Origin of the sequence: Streptomyces coryli (assembly GCF_011044975.1) — a bacterium.
In the GTDB taxonomy this organism is placed as follows: Bacteria; Actinomycetota; Actinomycetes; order Streptomycetales; family Streptomycetaceae; genus Streptomyces; species Streptomyces coryli.
In genome coordinates this window covers 1-20,771 of sequence record NZ_JAAKZV010000142.1, presented here as the reverse complement: position 1 = coordinate 20,771, position 20,771 = coordinate 1, and the positions used below count along the sequence as shown (strand labels likewise).

19 protein-coding genes are annotated in these 20,771 nt (G+C 71.6%); 13 read left to right on the top strand and 6 right to left on the bottom strand.

The window, feature by feature from the left end:
* Window positions 1-221: 221 nt before the first annotated feature.
* Together G5C51_RS26495 and G5C51_RS26490 are read left to right on the top strand one after the other, a co-directional pair.
* Window positions 222-1,265: an alpha/beta hydrolase gene (locus G5C51_RS26495; protein WP_165240733.1), complete on the top strand. Its 1,044-nt coding sequence runs from the start codon at window positions 222-224 to the stop codon at window positions 1,263-1,265.
* A 179-nt stretch (window positions 1,266-1,444) separates the two neighbouring features.
* Window positions 1,445-3,052: an FG-GAP repeat domain-containing protein gene (locus tag G5C51_RS26490; RefSeq protein WP_165240732.1), complete on the top strand. Its 1,608-nt coding sequence runs from the start codon at window positions 1,445-1,447 to the stop codon at window positions 3,050-3,052.
* A gap of 3 nt (window positions 3,053-3,055) precedes the next feature.
* On the opposite strand, the gene G5C51_RS26485 is transcribed toward G5C51_RS26490, so the two are convergent.
* Entirely contained in the window at window positions 3,056-4,066 is a 1,011-nt protein-coding gene (locus G5C51_RS26485) for an aldo/keto reductase (protein ID WP_165240731.1), read from the bottom strand.
* Between the two features lie 6 nt (window positions 4,067-4,072).
* Complete coding sequence (locus tag G5C51_RS26480) at window positions 4,073-4,564, bottom strand: MerR family transcriptional regulator (RefSeq protein WP_165240730.1); 492 nt, start codon at window positions 4,562-4,564, stop codon at window positions 4,073-4,075.
* A gap of 92 nt (window positions 4,565-4,656) precedes the next feature.
* On the opposite strand from G5C51_RS26480, the gene G5C51_RS26475 reads away from it, so the two are divergent.
* The gene (locus G5C51_RS26475) at window positions 4,657-5,496 is read left to right on the top strand and encodes a serine hydrolase domain-containing protein (protein WP_165240729.1); all 840 of its coding nucleotides are present in this window, start codon (window positions 4,657-4,659) and stop codon (window positions 5,494-5,496) included.
* A gap of 51 nt (window positions 5,497-5,547) precedes the next feature.
* Window positions 5,548-5,676, top strand: coding sequence for a hypothetical protein (locus tag G5C51_RS43835; RefSeq protein WP_276617672.1), 129 nt, complete (start codon window positions 5,548-5,550; stop codon window positions 5,674-5,676).
* Here the strand turns inward: G5C51_RS43835 and G5C51_RS26470 are convergent.
* The gene (locus tag G5C51_RS26470; protein ID WP_338118308.1) at window positions 5,673-6,347 is read right to left on the bottom strand and encodes a pirin family protein; all 675 of its coding nucleotides are present in this window, start codon (window positions 6,345-6,347) and stop codon (window positions 5,673-5,675) included. The two genes, G5C51_RS43835 and G5C51_RS26470, sit on opposite strands and share 4 nt — an antisense overlap.
* 146 nt (window positions 6,348-6,493) lie before the next feature.
* Here G5C51_RS26470 and G5C51_RS26465 point away from each other — a divergent pair, with 146 nt between their 5' ends.
* The 5 genes from G5C51_RS26465 (at window position 6,494) to G5C51_RS26445 (ending at window position 11,456) form a co-directional block, all read left to right on the top strand.
* On the top strand, window positions 6,494-7,699 hold the full coding sequence (locus G5C51_RS26465) for a helix-turn-helix domain-containing protein (RefSeq protein ID WP_165240728.1): 1,206 nt from the start codon (window positions 6,494-6,496) through the stop codon (window positions 7,697-7,699).
* Between the two features lie 89 nt (window positions 7,700-7,788).
* Window positions 7,789-8,739: an acyltransferase domain-containing protein gene (locus tag G5C51_RS26460; protein WP_165240727.1), complete on the top strand. Its 951-nt coding sequence runs from the start codon at window positions 7,789-7,791 to the stop codon at window positions 8,737-8,739.
* On the top strand, window positions 8,736-9,770 hold the full coding sequence (locus tag G5C51_RS26455) for a ketoacyl-ACP synthase III (protein WP_338118307.1): 1,035 nt from the start codon (window positions 8,736-8,738) through the stop codon (window positions 9,768-9,770). The genes G5C51_RS26460 and G5C51_RS26455 overlap by 4 nt, the downstream gene beginning before the upstream one ends.
* Before the next feature lie 60 nt (window positions 9,771-9,830).
* The gene (locus G5C51_RS26450; protein WP_165240726.1) at window positions 9,831-10,079 is read left to right on the top strand and encodes an acyl carrier protein; all 249 of its coding nucleotides are present in this window, start codon (window positions 9,831-9,833) and stop codon (window positions 10,077-10,079) included.
* Window positions 10,080-10,190: 111 nt separating this feature from the next.
* Window positions 10,191-11,456: a beta-ketoacyl-ACP synthase II gene (locus G5C51_RS26445; RefSeq protein WP_165240725.1), complete on the top strand. Its 1,266-nt coding sequence runs from the start codon at window positions 10,191-10,193 to the stop codon at window positions 11,454-11,456.
* Window positions 11,457-11,522: 66 nt separating this feature from the next.
* Here the strand turns inward: G5C51_RS26445 and G5C51_RS26440 are convergent, their stop codons facing one another.
* Entirely contained in the window at window positions 11,523-12,017 is a 495-nt protein-coding gene (locus tag G5C51_RS26440; protein ID WP_165240724.1) for a DUF3145 family protein, read from the bottom strand.
* A 257-nt stretch (window positions 12,018-12,274) separates the two neighbouring features.
* Here G5C51_RS26440 and G5C51_RS26435 point away from each other — a divergent pair, with 257 nt between their 5' ends.
* Window positions 12,275-13,198, top strand: a complete 924-nt coding sequence (locus tag G5C51_RS26435) for a GDSL-type esterase/lipase family protein (RefSeq protein ID WP_165240723.1) — start codon at window positions 12,275-12,277, stop codon at window positions 13,196-13,198.
* A 21-nt stretch (window positions 13,199-13,219) separates the two neighbouring features.
* Window positions 13,220-14,320, top strand: coding sequence for an aldose epimerase family protein (locus tag G5C51_RS26430; RefSeq protein WP_165240722.1), 1,101 nt, complete (start codon window positions 13,220-13,222; stop codon window positions 14,318-14,320).
* Here G5C51_RS26430 and G5C51_RS26425 read toward each other — a convergent pair whose 3' ends face one another.
* Entirely contained in the window at window positions 14,321-16,816 is a 2,496-nt protein-coding gene (locus tag G5C51_RS26425) for a DUF2961 domain-containing protein (RefSeq protein ID WP_165240721.1), read from the bottom strand. It lies immediately after the preceding gene.
* A gap of 212 nt (window positions 16,817-17,028) precedes the next feature.
* Between G5C51_RS26425 and G5C51_RS26420 the strand changes: the two genes are divergently transcribed.
* Together G5C51_RS26420 and G5C51_RS26415 are read left to right on the top strand one after the other, a co-directional pair.
* Entirely contained in the window at window positions 17,029-17,997 is a 969-nt protein-coding gene (locus tag G5C51_RS26420) for a GNAT family N-acetyltransferase (RefSeq protein WP_165240720.1), read from the top strand.
* A 14-nt stretch (window positions 17,998-18,011) separates the two neighbouring features.
* Window positions 18,012-18,572: a dihydrofolate reductase family protein gene (locus tag G5C51_RS26415; protein ID WP_165240719.1), complete on the top strand. Its 561-nt coding sequence runs from the start codon at window positions 18,012-18,014 to the stop codon at window positions 18,570-18,572.
* Here the strand turns inward: G5C51_RS26415 and G5C51_RS43830 are convergent.
* A partial coding sequence (locus G5C51_RS43830) for a helix-turn-helix transcriptional regulator (RefSeq protein WP_165240718.1) occupies window positions 18,565-20,771 on the bottom strand: 2,207 nt, incomplete at its 5' end. The two genes, G5C51_RS26415 and G5C51_RS43830, sit on opposite strands and share 8 nt — an antisense overlap.

The following is a 20,771-nucleotide window of genomic DNA, read 5'->3' as shown; positions in this document are numbered from 1 at the left end:
AAGCAGGACCGGGACCGAGACCCAGGGGGGAGCCGGGGCCAGAGGGCCAAGCCGAAGCCCCAAGCCCCACTCCCACGCCCCACGCCCACACCCCAAGCCCAAGTAATACCCAGGTATCACCCCAACCTTGGCTCCAAGGTGTGACGTGGCCGCACCCACCCTCACCCCACTCTTCCCTCGAACGACGAGAGAGCTCGTCGCTGACCGAGGGAGTCCACGTCATGCAGCCCCGCCGTCTCAAGAAGACCCTGATCTCCGCAGCGGTCGGCGTCGCCGCCATTGCCGGTACCGCGGGCTTCGCGGCCGGGTCGCAGACGGCGATGACCGGGCCGCCGCCCGGTGCGGCTGCCTTTGCCGCGGATACCGGGCTTGACCCGGCCACCTCGACCCCCGCCCAGGTGGCGCGCTACTTCGACAGCCTCTCCCCCGCCGAGCAGCGCAAGCTGGCCGCCGAGCACCCGGCCACCGTCGGCAATCTCGACGGCGCCCCCGTCAAGCTCCGCCTCGCCGCCAACCACCAGTCCCTCTTCGACTCCCGCGACGGCCAGCTCGAGCGCCTCGAGGAGCGGAAGGTCCTGGCCATGGACCCGCGCGGGCGCGGCCAGATCGCCGAGGTCTTCGGGGATCTGGACAAGGCCGAGCACATCGCGGTGCTGGTGCCGGGCTCCGACACCGATCTGCGCGGCTACAACAACGCCCACAAGCAGGGCGCCGCGCTGCAGAAGTCGATGGCCAAGCAGGACCCGGACAGCGCCGTCGTCGTCTGGGCCGGCTACACCACCCCCGAGGGTGTCGGCGTCGACGCCGCCACCGGCCGCCTCGCGGACGCCGGCGCGCCGCGCCTGGTCAGCTTCATGAAGGGGCTCAGCGCCACTACGGACCCGGCCGACCCGCCCGCCCTGCTCTGCCACAGCTACGGCTCCGTGGTCTGCGGCAAGGCGGCAGCCGACCTCGGCCCGAAGGACGCCGACGACATCGTCGCCTTCGCCTCCCCCGGCATGCGCGCCCACACCGCCGCCGACCTGCACGCCAACGCCCAGGTGTGGGCGGCCCGTAACGACTCCGACTGGATCGGCAACGTCCCGAACGTCTCCCTCGCCGGCCTCGGCCACGGCGCCGACCCGGTGTCGGCGGGCTTCGGCGCGAAGGACTTCTCGGCGAAGGGCGCCGAGGGCCACGACGGCTACTTCGCCAAGGGCACCGATTCCCTCGCCAACTTCACCAGCATCGCGCTCAACGACTACGAGGAGGTGACCCCGCGATGACCGCCCGGAAGCAGTACCAGATGCAAGCGCTGCTGGCGGTACTGGCCCTGTTCGGCGCCCTCGCCCTGCAATGGCTCGTGTGACGCCCGGTTCCGGTGGGCGGCGTGGTGCGATTCGTGGCGTATCCGATACGGACCGAAGCTACCCGGAGCCGCCCGCTCCGGCCGGAAACTTGCGGCATGTCGCGACGCCGGATCGCCCTCATCACCGCGATGGCCCTCGTGCTGGTCGTCGCCAACATCCTGATGTATCAGACGCTTTGGAGCGACTCCGGCTCGGGCTCCGGCCAAGGCAATAACGGACCGATCGGCGTCCCCGAGGCCAAGCCGGGCGCCGCCCGGGTCGGCGCCCGGCCTCCCACGCCCGAACACTGCAAGGCCCCGCCGCAGGCCGCGGCGCCGCAGCGGCGGGCCCTCGGGGACGTACGGGACGCCCGCCACCGCCACGACTTCAACGACGACGGCTACCCGGACGTGCACCTCAACGCCTGGTACCGCCCCAAGGTGGGCGGCCGCTGGATGCACAACCGCGCCCTGCTGCTCGGCTCGGCGAAGGGCCCCGGCCGCAGCATCTCCCTCAGCACCGAGGTCGCGGGACTGGAGCCGAAGGGCGGCCAGCCGCATCGGGCGATCGGGGACAGCGCGGCCCGGTTCGCGGGCAAGCTGGACGACGACCAGTACGCGGACCTGCTGGTCAGGACCATGCCCGCGGGCGCCGGGGCGCTCGGCGGCGGTACCGGATTCGACCAGCGCGTCGTCCGGGGCGGCCCCGAGCCCTCGGCGGTGCGGCTGCCGGACGGCTTTCTGCAGATACAGGCCATCGGCGACTTCAACGCGGACGGCACCCAGGACCTGATCGGGATGCGCCCCGCACCGGCCGCCGGCACCTCCGCCGGTGAAGCGCGACCCGCCGCCCAGCAGTGTGTCGTGGTCCTCTTCGGACTGGCCCGCCGCGGGCAGGATCAGCCCACCCAGTCGTTCGACGGCACGCAGCGGGGATGGGTGTCGCCCGTCCCCGACTACCGCCCCCTCGTCGTCGGCGACTTCGACGGGGACAACTACGAGGACGTGGTCACCCGCGGCGTGCTGTCGAACCGGCCGGAGGACGGCTCCACCAACAATCCGGCACGGCCACCGGCGGGAGTGCTGGACACCCAGTTCTACCGGGGCACTCCGGAAGGCCTCGCGCTCGCCCCCACGCCGCCGGGCGTCGGCCGCACCCCGGCCGGCGGGGAATTCGACGGACCGAACAAGGTCCGCCGGCTGCTGTGCGCCGGATACTTCGACCGGGACCGCTACGCCGACCTGCTGCAGAGTGACGGCACGGTCCTGCACGGCGGACCGCGGGGCCCCGGCACCCGTACCTCCACCATCGCCCGGGTGGGCGGCAAAGTACCGGCGAGCTGCCAGGACGCACCGGGCGCGGACCTCAACGGCGACGGCGCCGACGAACTCATCACCGCCGCCCCCGACCACCGCCCGGCGAGCGAAGTGCGATTGCGCCTCTCCGGGCCGGACGGCTACGGCCCCGTGGTGCCCATCACCCGCACCTCCCTGGGCCTGCCCCGCGGCCACGGCTGGACCCCCGCGGACCACGACCAGCTCGGCTGGGACGTCACGGCGGCCGACCTGGACAACGACGGCTACGACGAACTCCTCATCGGCTACCGCGGCTACACCAAGCCACGCGAGGAGCAGGGCTACTTCGTCATCCCCGGCACCGCGGACGGACCGGACCTGAAGCACCCCAGGTTCCTGCCCGCCCGCGACCTCGGGGCACGCCCGTAGCGGCTACTCCCGGCCCGCCGACGTGAACGCCATGTCCGCGTACCGCCCGCCGGCCACCTGGCCCGCGATCGGCTCCAGCGTCGCCAGCTCCGCGGCCGTCAGGCCGATCCGCGTGGCGCCCGTGTTCTCCTCCACCCGCGTGCGCTTGCGCGTGCCGGGGATCGGGATCACGGACAGGTCGTGGATCTGCGCCTGCTGCTGCACCCAGGCCAGCGCGACCTGGCCGAGGGTGATGTCGCGGGCCTCCGCGATCGCCCGCAGCGGGGCCAGGAGTTGCGCGTTCTTCTCCGCGTTCTCGCCGGTGAAGCGCGGCATCGTCTGGCGGAAGTCGTCCTTCGTCAGCTCGGCGTCCGCCTTGACGAACGCCCCGGTCAGGAAGCCCCGCCCGAGCGGCGAGTACGGCACGAAGGCGACGCCCAGCTCCGCGGCCGCCGGCACCGCCGTCTTCTCCACGTCCCGCGAGAACACCGACCACTCCGACTGCAGCGCCGCGATCGGGTGCACCGCGTGCGCCGCCCGCAGCTCGGGTCCGGTGACCTCGCTCAGCCCGAGCTGCTTGACCTTGCCTTCCTGTACGAGCTCCGCCATCGCGCCGACGGTCTCCTCGATGGGGACGTTCACGTCGCGCCGGTGCATGTAGTACAGGTCGATCACGTCGACGCCGAGGCGCTGCAGGCTGCCCTCGACGCTCGCGCGGATGTACTCCCGGTCGTTGCGGATGCCGCGCTTGGCCGGGTCGTCCGGGTCCAGCACGATGCCGAACTTCGTCGCGATCGTCACCGCGTCCCGGTTGGCCTGGATGAACGGGGCGATGAACTTCTCGTTCTCCCCCATCCCGTACATGTCCGCGGTGTCGTAGAGCGTGACGCCGAGCTCCAGCGCCCGCTCCAGCGTCGCCCGTGCCTCGTCCGCGTCCGTCGGCCCGTACGCGAAGCTCATCCCCATGCAGCCGAGGCCCTGGACGCCGACCTCGGGGCCTTCGCTGCCGAGTCGTGCCGTTTCGATCCTGCTCATCTCGCGTCAAACCCTTTCGGACGCCCGCCGGGCGTCGGCGTAGTGCTCGATCTTGAAGTCCAGTACGGCCAGTGTGTCCTGCAGCTCCGCGATGTGCTGCCGCACGTTCTCGCGGTGCCGGGTGAGCAGGTGCTGCCGCTCGGCGAAGGTGTGCTCGCCCTCGCGGACCAGCTCCGCGTACCGCACCATGTCGGCCACCGGCATGCCGGTCAGCCGCAGCTTGCCGACGAGGGACAGCCAGCCCAGGTCGGCCTCGGAGTAGCGGCGCTGGCCGGTGTGGGAGCGGCTGACGTTCGGCATCAGGCCGATCCGCTCGTACCAGCGCAGGGTGTGGGCGCTCAGGCCCGTATGGCTGACCACCTCGCTGATCGTGTAGCCGCCGCGGGCCACCGGGGGCGGGTGGGCGGCCTCGCTCGCGCAGGTGTCCACCTTCTCCTCGGCTGCCGACGCGGCCGACACTGCCGACACCGCCGACGCTGCCGTGTGAACGGTCGTCATCCCTGCCCCCTTCGCCGTCCAAATCCGGACGCCTCCGACGCTACTGACCTTGAGTGCACTCTAAGCAAGCGGCCAGGGTTAGGCTCGGCCGTATGCAGAGCCTCCTGATGACCGACAACTGGCCCGTCCCCACCGCCGCCACCGCGGTCGTCACCGCCGACGGCACGGTCGCGGGTACCCACGGCCCGCAGGAGAAGCGTTTCTTCCTGGCCTCCGTCACCAAGCCGATCGCAGCGTACGCCGCGCTGGTCGCCGTCGAGGAGGGCGCGATCGAGCTGGACGAGCCGGCCGGGCCCGCCGGGTCCACGGTCCGCCATCTGCTCGCCCACACCTCGGGCCTCGGCTTCGACGAGCACCGGATCTTCGCCCCGCCGGGCAACCGCCGGCTGTACTCCAACGCCGGCTTCGAGACCCTCGGCGACCACATCGCCAAGGCCACCGACATCCCCTTCGCCGACTACGTCCGCGAGGCCGTCGCCGTGCCGCTCGGCATGACGCAGACCACCCTCGAGGGCTCCCCGGCCAAGGACGGCTGGTCCACCGCCGCCGACCTCTCCCGCTTCGCCGCCGAGCTGCTCGCCCCCCGGCTGCTCTCCCCCGCGCTGCACGCCGAGGCGACGGCCGTCGTGCACCCGGGCCTGAAGGGCGTGCTCCCCGGTTACGGGCACCAGAACCCGAACGACTGGGGCCTCGGCCTCGAGATCCGCGACCACAAGTCGCCGCACTGGACGGGCACCTCGTCGTCGCCGCGCACCTTCGGCCACTTCGGCCAGTCCGGGACGTTCCTCTGGGTCGACCCCACTGCGACATCCACTGGGGGCGCGGCCTGCGTGGCGCTGACCGACCTCCCCTTCGGCGACTGGGCCGTGCAGGCCTGGCCGCCTTTCACCGACGCGGTCCTCGCCGAGCTGGCCTCCCGCTCGCTAGGCTGAGCCGCGAACGGTCCCTACCGAAAGGGGAGTTCGGTCATGGGGGTCATGGGAATGAGATTCGGCAGCCTGCTCGTAGCCGCCGGCGTCGTGGTCGCGGCGGGCATCCTCGTAGCGCTGAACATCGAGGAGGAAGCCGTCGAGGAAGAGCTCGCGGAGGACGTGCCCGACCAGGACGCCTAGTCAGGGTCCTGCGGCCCCGTCCGCATCTCCCATACGAGCACCTCGGCAGGGCTCTCGGCGGTGAGCTCCGTCTGCTCGCACCCGGCAAGCCGCACGGCGTCGCCCTCGTGCACGAACTCGCCGCCGAGTTCCACCATGCCGCGCACCACGTGCACATACACCCATGGCGCGGCGGGCAGGGCGGTGCGCTCGGCCGCGCGCAGCCGGCGGACGTGCAGTATCGCCCCGGCCCGCTCGACGGCGTACGGGGTGCCGTCGGCGATGCCGCGCACCACCTCGTACTCCGGCTTGCCGCCGAACTCCCGCGGCATCAGCCACATCTGCAGGAAGCGCAGCGGCCCGTCGCCGTCGTTGCGCTCCACGTGCCGGATGCCCCGGCCTGCGCTTTGCCGCTGCACATCGCCGGGTCTGATGGTCTCGGTGCGCCCCTTGGAGTCGCGGTGGGTGAGCTCGCCCTCGATCACCCAGGTGACGATCTCCATGTCGCGGTGCTTGTGCTCGGCGAAGCCGGCGCCGGACTTGAGGCGCTCCTCGTTGCAGGCCACCAGGGCGCCGAACCTGACGTTCGCCGGGTCGTAGAAGCCGGAGAAGGAGAACGCGTGCAGCGACTCGATGCCCGCGGCATCGTCGCCCCCGCGATATCGGCCTTCACCACGCCGTACCTGAATCACGCGGATACGGTACGCCGAATGGGTGCGATCGCGGCGTAACGCCGCGCGGCTGCTTGGCGCCCGACGCACGCCCGGCGCGCACCCCGTGAGCGGCAGATACGCACCCGGCCAGCTGCGCGCCCGCCGCATAGGGCAGGCTAGAAGGCGTGCCTGAGCCCACCGAAAGTCCCGAGCCACGCAGCGCGGCGCCGCCGCATCCGCACGCGGCGACCCTCCGCCGCCTCGAGAAGTCGGCGGGCTCACTCGCGGCCGACGCGATCGCCCGAATGGACGAACAGCTGCCCTGGTATCGCGCCATGCCCCCGGAGCACCGCTCCTGGATCGGGCTGGTGGCCCAGGCCGGCATCGCCGCGTTCACCGAGTGGTTCCGCCACCCGGAGACGCCCCAGGCCATCTCCACCGACGTCTTCGGCACCGCCCCGCGCGAGCTCACCCGCGCGATCACCCTCCGCCAGACCGTCGAAATGGTGCGCACCACCATCGAGGTCATGGAGTCCGCGATCGACGACGTCGCCGCCCCCGGCGACGAGTCCGTGCTGCGCGAGGCCCTCCTCGTCTACGCCCGCGAGATCGCCTTCGCCACCGCCCAGGTGTACGCGCAGGCCGCCGAGGCCCGCGGCGCCTGGGACGCCCGCCTGGAATCCCTCGTCGTCAACGCCGTCCTGTCGGGCGAGGCCGACGAAGGCGCCCTCTCCCGCGCCGCCGCCCTCGGCTGGTCGGCCCCCGAGCATGTGTGCGTCGTCCTCGGCACCGCCCCCGACGGCGACAGCGAGCTGACGGTCGAGGCCATCCGCCGCGCCTCCCGGCACGCGAAGCTGCAGGTCCTCACCGGTGTGCTCGGCGACCGCCTGGTGGTCATTGCCGGCGGCTCCGAGGACCCGCTCAAGGCCGCCAAGTCCCTCATCGGCCCGTTCGCGCCTGGCCCGGTCGTCGCCGGACCGGTCGTCGGCGACCTCATCGCCGCTACGAAATCCGCCCAGGCGGCAGCCGCCGGGCTCAAGGCCTGCGGCGCCTGGCAGGACGCTCCGCGCCCGGTGCTCGCGGACGATCTGCTCCCCGAGCGGGCGATCGCCGGCGACAAGGGCGCGCGGGAGCAGCTGGTGGAGGAGATCTACAGACCGCTCGAGGAAGCGGGCTCCGCTCTCCTGGAGACGCTGAGCGTCTATCTCGAGCAGGCGAGCAGCCTCGAGGGCGCCGCCCGGATGCTCTTCGTGCACCCCAACACCGTCCGCTACCGGCTACGACGTGTGACCGACGTCACGGGCTGGTCGCCGTCCGACGTGCGCTCGGCGTTCACGCTCCGCATCGCGCTGATCTTGGGCCGCCTGACAGAGGGCGAGCCCCAGACGTAAACTTTTGTCAGACTCCGACAACTGCCCCCGAGGTTCTTCGTCCCCGTCCGCACGGGCGGACAGGACCTCGCACAAGAGAAGGTGTGAGGGTGCTCGTACTCGTCGCTCCCGGCCAAGGCGCTCAGGCGCCCGGCTTCCTGACTCCCTGGCTCGACCTCCCCGGCGTCCGTGACCGGATGGAGGCGTACTCCGCCGCGTCCGGACTCGACCTCATCCGCTACGGCACGGAGGCCGACGCGGACGAGATCCGCGACACCGCCGTGGCGCAGCCGCTGCTGGTCGCGGCCGGGCTGGTGTCCTCGTACGCGCTCTTCGGTGACGATCTGAGCCACGCCGGCGGCAAGATCAGTGCGGTCGCCGGGCACAGCGTCGGCGAGTTCACCGCCGCCGCGCTCGCCGGGGTGCTGACGGACGAGGAAGCCGTGAAGCTGGTCGCCATCCGCGGCCAGGCCATGGCGGAAGCGGCCGCCGTCACCGAGACCGGCATGTCCGCGGTACTCGGCGGGGACCCGGAGGACGTGGTCGCGCACCTGGGCAAGCTCGGGCTGACCCCGGCGAACATGAACGGCGCCGGGCAGATCGTCGCCGCCGGCACCGTGGAGCAGCTCGCCGCCCTCGCCGAGGACAAGCCGGAGAAGGCCCGCGTCATCCCGCTGAAGGTGGCCGGCGCCTTCCACACCGAGCACATGGCCCCCGCGGTGGACACCCTGCGCTCCGCGGTCGCCGGGCTCATCCCCAACGACCCGCAGATCCCGTACGTGTCGAACCGCGACGGCCAGGTCCTCGAGGCGACCGCCGGCGGCCTGGAGCTCGTGGACCGCCTGGTCGGCCAGGTGGCCAACCCGGTCCGCTGGGACCTGTGCATGGAGACCTTCACCGACCGCGGTATCACCGGCATGGTCGAACTGGCGCCCGGCGGCACCCTCACCGGGCTGGCCAAGCGCGCCCTGAAGGGCGTCACGGCCGTGCCGCTGAAGACCCCCGATGACATCGAGAAGGCCAAGGCCCTGATCGCGGAGACCGAGGAGAGCGCGTCGTGACGTCGAAGATCAAGCCGCCGAAGGGCGCCCCGTACGCGCGGATCATGGGCGTCGGCGGCTACCGCCCGGTCCAGGTGGTGCCGAACGAGGAGATCCTCAAGCACATCGACTCCTCGGACGAGTGGATCCGCTCCCGCTCCGGGATCGCCACCCGGCACTGGGCGGGCCCGGACGAGACCGTCGCCGCCATGTCCGTGGAGGCCGCGGGCAAGGCGATCGCGGACGCCGGCATCACCGCCGAGCAGATCGACGCCGTGATCATCTCCACGGTCTCGCACTTCATGCAGACCCCGTCGGTGGCCACCGAGATCGCGCACGCGCTCGGCGCGGGCAAGCCGGCCGCCTTCGACATCTCCGCGGCCTGCGCGGGCTTCGGCTACGGCCTGACGCTCGCGAAGGGCCTGGTCGTCGAGGGCAGCGCGTCGCACGTGCTGGTCGTCGGCGTGGAGCGGCTGTCGGACCTCACCGACATGACCGACCGGGCCACGGCCTTCCTGTTCGGCGACGGCGCGGGCGCGGTCATCGTAGGACCGGCCGAGGAGCCCGGCATCGGCCCCACGATCTGGGGCTCCGAGGGCGACAAGAACACCACCATCAAGCAGACGGTGGGCTGGGACAAGTTCCGCGTCGGCGACCTCGGGCTGCTGCCCCTGGACGAGGACGGCGGGATCAAGTTCCCGGCGATCACCCAGGAAGGCCAGACGGTCTTCCGCTGGGCCGTCTACGAGATGGCCAAGGTCGCCCAGCAGGCCTTGGACGCCGCCGGCATAACTGCCGACGACCTGGATGTCTTCATCCCGCACCAGGCCAACATGCGGATCATCGACTCGATGGTGAAGACTCTGAAACTGCCGGAGCATGTCGAGGTGGCACGCGACATCGAGACCACCGGCAACACGTCCGCCGCCTCCATCCCGCTCGCCATGGAGCGGATGCTGGCGACCGGGCAGGCGAAGAGCGGCGACACCGCCCTCGTCATCGGCTTCGGGGCGGGACTCGTCTACGCCGCGACGGTCGTTACCCTCCCTTAGCCGGTACTCGACACCCGTACCGAACCCTCACCCGAAAAGAACACAAGAAGGAGCGCCATCATGGCCGCCACTCAGGAAGAGATCGTCGCCGGTCTCGCCGAGATCGTGAACGAGATCGCCGGGATCCCCGTTGAGGACGTCCAGCTGGACAAGTCCTTCACCGATGACCTGGACGTCGACTCGCTGTCGATGGTCGAGGTCGTCGTCGCCGCCGAGGAGCGTTTCGACGTGAAGATCCCGGACGACGACGTCAAGAACCTCAAGACCGTCGGCGACGCCACGAGCTACATCCTCAAGCACCAGAGCTGACCCTCTGGCGCACCCGCTGTCGCCACCCGGGACCGGAGCACCACCCCGGCCGGCTCCCGGGTCGGCAGCGCCGTAGTCACCTCCCTTCCCAACCTACGGAGAGCACATCCAGTGAACGCGCCCCATCGCACCGTGGTCGTCACCGGTATCGGCGCAACCACACCGCTGGGCGGCGACAGCGCATCCACCTGGGAGGCTCTGCTCGCCGGGAAGTCCGGCGTCGGCCACCTGGAACAGGACTGGGCCGCGGAGCTGCCGGTGCAGATCGCCGCGCAGATCGCCGTCGAGCCCGGTGAGATCATCCCTCGCCCGCAGGCCCGCAAGCTGGACCGCTCGGCGCAGTTCGCGCTGATCGCGGCCCGCGAGGCCTGGGCCGACGCGGGCTTCACGGCCAAGGCCGGCGAGGACTCCGCCGTCAACCCCGACCGCCTCGGCGCGGTGATCGCCTCCGGCATCGGCGGCGTGACCACCCTCCTCGACCAGTACGACGTGCTGCGCGAGAAGGGCGCCCGCCGGGTCTCCCCGCACACGGTCCCGATGCTGATGCCGAACAGCCCGTCGGCGAACGTCGGCCTCGAGGTCAACGCCCGGGCCGGCGTGCACACGCCGGTCTCCGCCTGCGCCTCGGGCGCCGAGGCCATCGGCTACGCGATCGAGATGATCCGTACCGGCCGCGCCGACGTCGTCGTCGCCGGTGGTACGGAAGCCGCGATCCACGCGCTCCCCATCGCCGCCTTCGGCAACATGATGGCGATGTCCAAGGACAACGAGAACCCGCAGGGCGCCTCCCGCCCGTACGACGTCACCCGCAACGGCTTCGTGCTCGGCGAGGGCGCCGGCGTGATCGTGCTGGAGTCCGCGGAGCACGCGGCGAAGCGCGGCGCGACGGTCTACGCCGAGGCCGTCGGCCAGGGCGTCTCGGCGGACAGCCACCACATCACCCAGCCGGAGCCGTCCGGCAACGGCATCGCGCACGCGCTGCAGAACCTGATGGACTCGACGGACCTCGACGCGCCGGAGATCGTGAGCATCAACGCGCATGCCACGTCGACGCCGCAGGGCGACGTCGCGGAGATCAAGGCGCTGCGCAAGGTCTTCGGCGCGGAGGCCGACCACATGGCGATCTCCGCCACGAAGTCGATGACCGGCCACCTGCTGGGTGGCGCCGGCGGCGTCGAGTCGGTGGCGTCGGTGCTGGCCATCCACAAGCGGGTGGCCCCGCCGACGATCAACATCACGGAGCTGGACCCGGAGGTCGACGCGGATGTCGTCAGGGACGACGCGCGACCGCTGCCCGCGGAGGGCCGCATCGCCGCGCTGAACAACTCGTTCGGCTTCGGCGGCCACAACGTGGTGCTGGCGTTCCGGTCGCTCTGACACGGACATGAGTGAGGGCCTGCGGGATTGTTCCGCAGGCCCTCACCGCTGTCTGAGCTCCGAAGGTCACACCACCTGGTGCAGCCACCTCACGGGGGCGCCCTCACCCGCGTAGCGGAAAGGCTCCAACTCGTCGTCCCACGGCTTGCCGAGCAGCTTTTCCAGCTCGGCCTCCAAGTCGGATTCGCCCCGCGAGGATCGCGCCATCGCCGCGCGCAAACGATCCTCCGGGATCAGGATGTCGCCGTGCACGCCCGTCACCGCGTGGAAGATCCCCAGTTCCGGCGTCGACGAGAAGCGCTCGCCCTCCCCCGACGCCGACGGGTCGGCCGTCACCTCGAAGCGCAGCAGATGCCATCCGCGCAGCGCCGACGCCAGCTTGGACGCCGTGCCCGCCTCGCCCTGCCAGGAGAATTCGGCCCGCCACATCCCCGGCGAAGCCGGCTGGCGGATCCAGTCGAGGCTGACCCGGCCGCCCAGCACGCCGGCAACTGCCCACTCGATGTGCGGGCAGAGCGCACGCGGCGCTGAGTGGACGTAGAGAACTCCACGTGTCGTCACCGGGACCTCCCAATCGAGACGGGCCTGCGGCGGTTCCCGAGGTAGCTATGAGTAAACACCATCGGGGGGCGAATCTCCGTAAACAGGACACTGTGTGACGGGGTGTAATTATGTGGGCCGCAAGCGGCTGGGGAAAAACTACCGTGCCCGGGGCCGCGCCGTGTGCCGTACCGTTCGTAGTGGGACAAGCTGACCTCCTATCGGGGGAGACCTGAGCGGCCGAGAGGGGCACAGGGATGCGGGAGAGCCGGACGAGCATGCGCCGCGCGCGCCTTCACCGCAGATCCCGTACGCGCACGACCGCACTCGCCGGCCTCGTCGCCGCCGTGCTGACCCTCTCGGCGTGTACGGACGGCTCGTCGGACGACGGCGGTTCCCAGGCCAAGAGCGCGCCCGATCAGGGGAGTCAGGCGAAACCCAGGCCGAAGCCCAAGCCCGAGCCGAAGCCGAAGCCCGCCTGGCGGCAGCGCCCCACCTCCATCGCCGCCCTCGGCGACTCGATCACCCGCGGCTTCGACGCCTGCAAGCCGCTCGCCGACTGCCCGCAGGTCTCGTGGGCCACCGGCACCGATGCACAGGTGGACAGCCTCGCCGCCCGACTGGGCGCAAAGCAGCGGTGGAATTTCGCCCGTACGGGCGCGCAGGTGGCGGACCTTCCCGTACAGGCGAACGAGGCCATCGCAAGGAAGCCCGAGCTCATCTCGATCCTCATCGGCGCCAACGACGCCTGCCGCCCCACCACCGCCGGCATGACCTCCGTCGGCACCTTCCGCACCACCGTCGCCGACTCGCTGCGCAGCATCCGCAAGGGCCTGCCGAAGACGCAGGTGTACGTGGCGAGCGTGCCGGACCTGGAGCGGCTGTGGGAGGTCGGGAAGGACAATCCCGTCACCCAGCAGATCTGGAAGCTCGGCATCTGCCAGTCGATGCTCAAGTCCCCGCAGGCCAGCACCACCGCGGACGACGGCCGCCGCGGCCGGGTCCGGGACCGGGTGCGGGAGTTCAACCGGGTGCTGCGGGAAGAGTGCGCGAAGGTCTCGCTCTGCCGCTTCGACGGCAATGCCACCTTCCAGTACGACTTCAGCGTGGCCGACCTGAGCAAGTGGGACTACTTCCACCCGAGCAAGACCGGCCAGGCCTCCCTCGCGGAGATCGCCTACCGGAAGGTCACCTCCCGCTAGGCCCCACGTAGGCTCGGGGGCATGACGGCAAGCGCTTCCCCCACCGCACCCGACCAGCCCTCGGCCACCTCCGAGCCGTTCGGCAAGCTCGACGACGGCACCCGCGTCGACCGCTGGACCCTCACCGCCGGCGGCACCCGGGTGCGGGTGCTGACCTACGGCGGCATCGTGCAGTCGGTGGAGGTGCCCGACCGCCGCGGCGAGCTCGCGAACGTCGTCCTCGGCCTGGCCACGCTCGACGACTACACGGAGCACACCGGCCCGTACTTCGGCGCTCTCGTCGGCCGCTACGCGAACCGGATCAGGGGCGGCGCCTTCGAGCTCGACGGCCGTACGTACCGCCTGGCCCGTAACAACGAGCCCAACTGCCTGCACGGGGGCGAGCTCGGCTTCGACAAGCGGGTGTGGGCCGCGGCCGCGGGCGCGACCGGCGACGGCGGCGTGACGCTGACCCTCACCCGGACCAGCCCAGACGGCGAGGAGGGCTTTCCGGGGAACCTCGCCGTCACGGCCACGTACACGGTGACGGCCACCGGCGCCCTCCGCCTCGACTACGCGGCCACCACGGACGCGCCGACAGTCGTCAGCCTCACCAACCACAGCTACTGGAATCTCGACGGCGAGGGCATGGGCAGCGCGGAGGCCCACGAGGTCCGTATCGACGCCGCCCGCTATACGGTCAACGACGCCACGTCCTGCCCCACCGGCGAGTTCGCCGAGGTGGCGGGCACGCCGCTGGACTTCCGTACGCCGAAGCCGGTCGGCCGCGATCTGCGCGAGGGGCACCCGCAGCTGCTCATCGGCCAGGGCTACGACCAGAACTACGCCCTGGACAAGGGCCGCACGGCGACCGCGGAGCCGGCCGCCGAGCTGCACTCGCCCGCGTCCGGCCGGGTGCTGACGGTGGCGACCACCGAGCCCGGCCTGCAGCTCTACACCGCGAACTTCATCCTCCCTGAATTCACCGGCACATCGGGGCGGATGTACCGTCCCGGCGACGGTGTCGCCCTGGAGACCCAGCACTTCCCGGACTCGCCGAACCAGCAGCACTTCCCCTCGGTCGTGCTGCGGCCCGGCGAGTCGTACGCGTCGACTACGGAGTACGCGTTCGGGGTGCGCTGATCACTTGATGCTGTGGGCCTCGTACGAGGCCGCCGACCAGGCCGGGCCGTCCGCGGCCGGGGTGAGCGTCACCGTGATCTCCTTCTTGCCCGCGGTGACCGACGCCGGGATCTGGTACGTGTCGTCCAGCCAGCGCCGCCCCTCGTTGTGCAGCGGCTGCAGCCAGTCGGCCAGCGGCGCGTCGTTCACCTTCACGGCGGCCCGCTGGTAGCCCGTCTTCTGGTCCGAGGTGCGGCGCAGCTCCACGCCCTTGTTCGCCGGGTCGATCTTCAGCTTGAAGGTGACCGGCTTGCCCGTGGCGCGGGTGTTCGCGGCCAGCGGCGCGGGCTTCTGGAAGTCGCCCTCGAAGACCGAGTCGAGCGGGGTGACGGGGCCCGGGTCGTCCGAGGTGTAGCCGTGCGCCTTCTCGCTGTCCGCGTCGCCGAGCTTCAGGGTGTCGGTCTTCGCGGACTTCTTGCCCTTCAGCCCGTACCAGTAGGCGGTCGAGGAGTAGTCGGACTGCTTGTCGTTGATCGGGCCGTGCTCGATGTCGTAGTCGATGCCGTTCTTGAACGGGACCGCGTCGTGCAGCTGCAGCCGGAACGCCCCCGTGCAGTCGCTGTCGGCGGCGCAGCCGGTCTGGGGGCCGAGGTGGGTGGGGTTGCCGTTGAAGGGCTGGTTGTAGGCGTCGCGGTTGAAGTACCAGCCGCTCTGGTAGAAGTCCTCGGTCCCGGTGCCGTGGAACTGCGGGGTGCGGGAGCCGTCGACGTAGACGCGCTCGTCGCCCTCGAGGTAGTTGCGGTTGAGCTCGCCCTTCATGGTGTGGCTGACGCCGACGAACTTGCCCGCGCCGGCGGTCTTGAGGAAGTCCCAGCTCTGCCCTGGGGTGGTGGGCCCGGCATGGGATGTCGTACGGAAATAGCCCGCCGTGCCCGCCTTGACGGCGTCCGCGTGCGCGGCCGAGGGCGCGGCGGTGACGGCGGAGGTGCCGGCGGTGATGGCGGTGTCGGAGTTGTTGACGAGCTCGACCTTGGCGGTCTTGGCGAAGGGCATCGGCCAGAAGGAAGTGAACTCCGGCCCCTCGGCCTTCTCGGCGTCGATCCCGTACATGAGCGCCTTCACCGGCGCCACCGCGTGCCCGGAGCCGTAGAACTCCCCCAGCGGCGAGTCGACCGTCTTCTCGCCGTCGAAGGTCACCCGCAGCCGCAGGCCCTTGATGATCTTCTGGGAGGCGGCCAGCTCGGCCTTCTGGCCGGCGTTGAGCGGGTAGTTGAAGATCCGCTCGCCCTCCCAGGTCTGGGCGGTGATCTTGTACGCGTGCGCGGTCTCGCTCTCGGCGGTGCCGACGTCGACCGTGTCGGTGCGCTTGCTCTCGCCGCCGACGACGCTGTCCGCCCAGTAGGTGAACTCGTTGTAGTCGAAGTCGGAGGAGACGAAGACGTTCTTGACCGTGATCTCGGACTTGCCCTTGGTGAGCGCGGCCGGCAGGTCGAGGGTCTGCTCCTCCCACATGCCGCCGCCGGAGGGCGCATTGGGCTCCCACTGGCCGGCCTCCTGGCCGTCCACGTAGACCTTGGCGACCTGCTTGCCGATCGACGGGTCGAGGCGGCGGGTGAGCTTGACGCCCTCGTTCGCGGGGTCGGTCTTCACCGTGAACTCGCTGGAGCCGTCCTTGCCGAAGGCCCGCCCGTTGTCCTTCTCGGACCGCGGCTTGACGTAGGTCGCCTGCGGGAGCTGGAGGTTGAGGGCGGAGAGAAGGCCGGGCTGTGCGGCCTCGGCGAGGGTCTGGGTGGCGCCCGGCGCGAGGGAGAGATCCTTCGTCGTCGTCTTCGCGCCTTCGAGGGCGGGCTTGGGGTCGGCGCTGCCGGCGGCCTTCAGCTTCTCGATGACGTCCTCGGCCGGGTCGGCCGGGTCGAAGGTGGTGACGCCCTCGGCGTCGGCGAAGGTGCGGTAGGAGACGTGGTAGAAGAGCGGGTTGTTCGAGGTGGTGATGCGCATCGATTCGCGGTACGCCATCGGCACCTCGATCAGCACGCCGCCGGACGTCTCGTCCGCGTTCGCCACGAGGGGGTTGACGAAGGGGGCGCCCACCTTGCCGTCGACCAGGTCCTGGAGCGGGGCGTCGACGACCTTCTTGCCGTCGAGCTCGATGGTGATGTTCCCGGTCTTGGACACGTCGCCGTTGTCGCGGGTGAACCAGATCGCGCCCACCTCGCCGGCGCCCTGCGCCTCGGCGAGGACGCAGCCGGCGGCTGAGGTGCGCAGGCAGGAGTAGGTGCCCTCGAAGCCGTCGTCGTTGTTGCCCGCGCGGTCGAAGCTGGAGACCTGCTTGGTCTGCACGCCGGTGGGGACGCCCGCCAGTTGGTCGAGATTGCGGTACGTGTCCCAGCCGACCGGGCCCTTGTCGGCTGTGGACTTCGGCTCCTCCTCCGCACCGGCGGCCGTATAGCCGCCGAACGCGGTGGCCGCGGCCAGGAATGCGGCCGTCCCGCCGCGTATCCAGGCTTTTCTGCGCACAATGCCTCCAAGGCTTGGAATCGATTTCACGGCAAGCTATGGGCGTGTGTGGCTGTGGTCAAGGGGTGTGGCGTGCCGAGACGTTGGGATGTGGGTCAGTCGGCGAAATCGATTCCAGAAGCGGCTGCCCGTATTAAGTCATGGCGACCGATGCCTGTGCGGTGCGCTCCGGCCTACGGTCGCGGCATGCCGCCGAGACCCCTGGAGGGTGCATGAAGTTCAGAGCCGCGACCGCGGCCGACACCGACCGCGTGGCCGCCGTGATGGTCGACGAGCCGGTCGGCTGGATCGACGCCGACCGCTACCGCGACGAGCTGCGGCAAGGGATGTACCGGCCGGAGTGGACCTGGCTGGCCGTGGACGACGACGACCGGATCGTCGGCCGCGCTCTGTGGTGGGGCCAGGCCACCGCCGCGCATCCGGTGGACCTCGACTGCCTGTACGTCGACGCCTCGGTGGCCGGCCGCGAGAAGGTCGCGGCGGAGCTGCTGTCCGCCGGGCTCGGGGCGTTCGCGGCGGGCGCGCGGCCTCAGGAGAAGCCGCCGATCTTCACCATCAAGGTGGCCCGTGGCTGGCGCGACGACCCGGCGGCCGCCGCCGCGGTCGGCTGGCGCCGCGACGCCGCGCTGGCGGCCGGACTCGGCCACGAGGTCGAGCGGCTGCAGCTGGCGTGGACGCCGGACGCCGGGATCCCGGCCGCCGGGGGCCGGCTGCGCTTCGCGCCCGCGTCGGACGACGACTTCCTCGCGATGTTCCGCCGGATCGCGGTGGGCAGCCTGGACGACGGGACCCGCGAGAGCGTCGCCGAGCGGGGCGCCGAGGCCGCCGCCCGGGACGACATGGACTTCTACCTGAACTGCCTGGGCGAGCGCGACTGGTGGCGGCTGGCGTACGACGCCGACGGCGAACTCGTGGGGCTCGCGATCCCGTCGGCGACGCCGTACGCCCGCAACGTCGGCTATCTGGGCGTACTCCCGGAGCACCGCGGCCGCGGCTACATCAACGAGGTGCTCGCCGAGATCACCCGCTTCCAGGCGGAGGCGGGCGCCGAGCGGATCACGGCCACCACGGACATGGGGAACGCACCGATGGCGGCGGCCTTCGAGCGGGCGGGCTACGCGATCACGGAGATTCGGATCGTCTTTTCCGCACGACCCGGCCAAGACCAGGACCAGGACTGAGAGAGAGGCCACGCATGCGCAAGATCATCCATTTCGCGCACATATCGCTGGACGGCTATATCGAGGGCCCGGGCGGCGAGTTCGACTGGCCGGTGATGGGGCCGGAGCTCTCCGCGTACTCCTTCAGCCTGGCGGAGCGGGCCGGCACCTTTCTGTACGGCCGTCGGGTCTGGGAGATGATGGCCGGCTACTGGCCGGACGTCGAGTCCCTGTCCGACGACCCGCACGACCTCAAGTTCGCTCCGATCTGGCGCAGCAGCCCCAAGATCGTGTTCTCGCGCTCGCTGACCGAGCCGGGCCATGGTGCACGCGTCATCGGCGGCTCGAACCTGGTGGACGAGGTCACCGCGCTCAAGGCGGAGCCGGGCAAGGATCTGCTGTTGGCGGGGGGCGCTTCCCTGGCTGCCGCACTCACGGCGCACGGCTTGATCGACGAGTATCACGTGGTCGTGCATCCGGTCGTGCTCGGCGGCGGCAAGGCGCTCTTTCCGGAAGCTCCGGAGCGACTCGATCTCCGGCTCGACGGCTCACAGACCTTCGACTCCCGGTCCGTACTCCTGCGCTTCCTCAGGTGAGGAGGTCGGCCAGTTCCGTGCGGGAGTTGATGCCGAGCTTCGGGAAGGCGCGGTAGAGGTGGTGGCCTACGGTGCGGGGGCTGAGGAACAGCTGGGTGGCGATCTCGCGGTTGGTCGCGCCGGTGGCGGCGAGGCGGACGACTTCGCGCTCCTGCGGGCTGAGCCGGGCGACGCGGGTGTCTGCGGCTGCGCCGGCGTCCGGGGCGTGCGATTCGCCTGCGGCTTCCAGTTCCGTACGGGCGCGGTCGGCCCAGGGGGTGGCGCCGTGGCGCGCGAAGAGCTCCATGGCGGTGCGGAGGTGTGCGCGGGCGTCTACGGGGCGGCGGCGGCGTCGGAGCCATTCGCCGTAGAGGAGGGCGGTGCGGGCGAGTTGGTACGGGCTGCCATCGGGCTCGCGGCCGGGCCTGGGCTCGGACTCGGACCCGGGCCCGTCCTCGGGCTCGGGTTCGTACGCGTGCGCGTGTAGTTCCAGGGCCGTGACGAAGTGGGCTTCCGTGGCCTCGTCCGGGGCGGTCAGGGCCGTGCAGCGGTGGGACAGCGCTGTGAGCGCGGGGCGTCGTACGGCGGCTGCCCACGCGGTCAGCCGGGCCGTCGGCTCGTGGGCCTGTTCCGGGCGGCCTGCGCGTACGGCTGCCTCGATCAGGTCGGGCAGCAGGTCCTGGGCGAGGGCGGGGTGCGGGGTCTCCGCGGCTGCCGCCTGGAGGTGGGTGAGGGCTGACTCGGCCCGGCCGAGGCCGAGTTCGAGCAGGCCCAGCGCCTGGAGTGCGTCTGCCGTGGCCCGGCCGACGCCGCGCGGGCGCGTATAGGCGAGGGCTTCCTCGGCAGACGCCCGAGTTTCCGCCTCCCGTCCCTGCATCGCGGCCAGCAGCGCCAGGCGGGCGCGCAGGTGGGCGGCCCGGTGGGCCAGGTCGTAGTAGTCGGCCAGCCGGAGGCCCTCGGCGGCATGCGCCTGCGTGTCGTCGGTCCTGCCGAGCGCCGCCTCGACGCGCGCGAGCAGGTCGAGCGCGGTGGGCAGCCAGCCCCCGACACCCCGCTCCCGGCACTGGTCGACGGTCGCGACGGCGTGCTCGTACGCACGGGCGTGGTCGGCGAGGAGGTGGGCGTAGTGGCCGGCGAGCAGGCGGTCCATGACGCCGTCGCCGGTGGGGGCGTGGGGATCCGACGTCCCGGCGCCCTGGTCGTGGGGGCCGCCGTCCGCGGCCCGTATCGGATCCGGCGGCGGCCCGGCGGGGGCATGCGCTTTCGCCGCGAACAGTCGCGCCGGCACGACCAGCGCGGGCAGGTGTGGGGCGCGGGCTGCGGCCTCGCCCATGAGGGCGGTGTCGCCCGCGGAGAGCGCCGCGTGGATGGCGTCCGTCAGCAGGAGCGGGAGTTTGTCCGGGCGGGCCGTCCCTACCTCGTCCGCGCAGGCGAGGAGGGTGCGGGCTGCTTCCGCCGGGCTGCCGTAGCCCAGTTCGACGACCGCGCGGAGGCGGGCGAAGTCGGCGGCCAGGGCCGGGTCCTTGAGTGGGAGCGGGACCTGGTCGGCCAGGGTGCGGCAGCGCTCGTCCTGGCCGGCCTCGGCCGCCTTCTGGGCCGCGTCGATCAGGCGTCGGGACCGCAGTCGCGGGTCGGCCGTGAGGTGCGCCGAACGCTCGTAGGCCGCGGATGCCGAGGCCATGGCCTGGCGGCTGCCGGCCCATTCGGCGACCCGTTCCAGTTCGGCGGCGACCTGCTCGTCGGGGCCGGTCGCCGCGGCGGCCAGGTGCCAGGCGCGGCGGTGTGCGTGCTGGGTGGGGTCCAGGGCGGAGGCCAGTGCGTGGTGGGCGGCGATGCGGCGGGCGAGTGGGGCGGAGCGGTAGGCGGCGTAGCGGATCAGCGGGTGGCCGAAGCGGACGGTGCCGGCGTTGAGCCGTAGGAGACCGGCCTGTTCGGCGGGTTCGAGGTCGGCGATGGTGCCGCCGAGTCGGGCGGCGGCGCGTATCACCACGGTCAGGTCGCCGGTGTCGTCCGCGGCGGCCGCCGTGAGCAGCGCTCGGGTGGGGTCGGGCAGGCGGGCGATCTGTTCCGCGAGCAGGTCCGGGAGCGGGGCGGTGTCCTCCGGCAGGCCCAGCGGGCCCAGTTGGCCTGCCCGTTGGGCGGGGGTGAGGGCGGCGGTGAGCACGCGGAGGGCGAGCGGGTTGCCTTGCGCCTGGTCGGCGATCCGGTCGGCTACGGGGG

Excerpts from the sequence above, each read along its gene's own strand:
- G5C51_RS26495 (WP_165240733.1), top strand. The coding sequence starts at position 222 with ATGCAGCCCCGCCGTCTCAAGAAGACCCTGATCTCCGCAGCGGTCGGC.
- G5C51_RS26490 (WP_165240732.1), top strand. The coding sequence starts at position 1,445 with ATGTCGCGACGCCGGATCGCCCTCATCACCGCGATGGCCCTCGTGCTG.
- G5C51_RS26485 (WP_165240731.1), bottom strand. The coding sequence starts at position 4,066 with ATGAGCAGGATCGAAACGGCACGACTCGGCAGCGAAGGCCCCGAGGTC.
- G5C51_RS26480 (WP_165240730.1), bottom strand. The coding sequence starts at position 4,564 with ATGACGACCGTTCACACGGCAGCGTCGGCGGTGTCGGCAGTGTCGGCC.
- G5C51_RS26475 (WP_165240729.1), top strand. The coding sequence starts at position 4,657 with ATGCAGAGCCTCCTGATGACCGACAACTGGCCCGTCCCCACCGCCGCC.
- G5C51_RS43835 (WP_276617672.1), top strand. The coding sequence starts at position 5,548 with ATGAGATTCGGCAGCCTGCTCGTAGCCGCCGGCGTCGTGGTCGCGGCG.
- G5C51_RS26450 (WP_165240726.1), top strand. The coding sequence starts at position 9,831 with ATGGCCGCCACTCAGGAAGAGATCGTCGCCGGTCTCGCCGAGATCGTG.
- G5C51_RS26435 (WP_165240723.1), top strand. The coding sequence starts at position 12,275 with ATGCGCCGCGCGCGCCTTCACCGCAGATCCCGTACGCGCACGACCGCA.
- G5C51_RS26430 (WP_165240722.1), top strand. The coding sequence starts at position 13,220 with ATGACGGCAAGCGCTTCCCCCACCGCACCCGACCAGCCCTCGGCCACC.
- G5C51_RS26420 (WP_165240720.1), top strand. The coding sequence starts at position 17,029 with ATGAAGTTCAGAGCCGCGACCGCGGCCGACACCGACCGCGTGGCCGCC.
- G5C51_RS26415 (WP_165240719.1), top strand. The coding sequence starts at position 18,012 with ATGCGCAAGATCATCCATTTCGCGCACATATCGCTGGACGGCTATATC.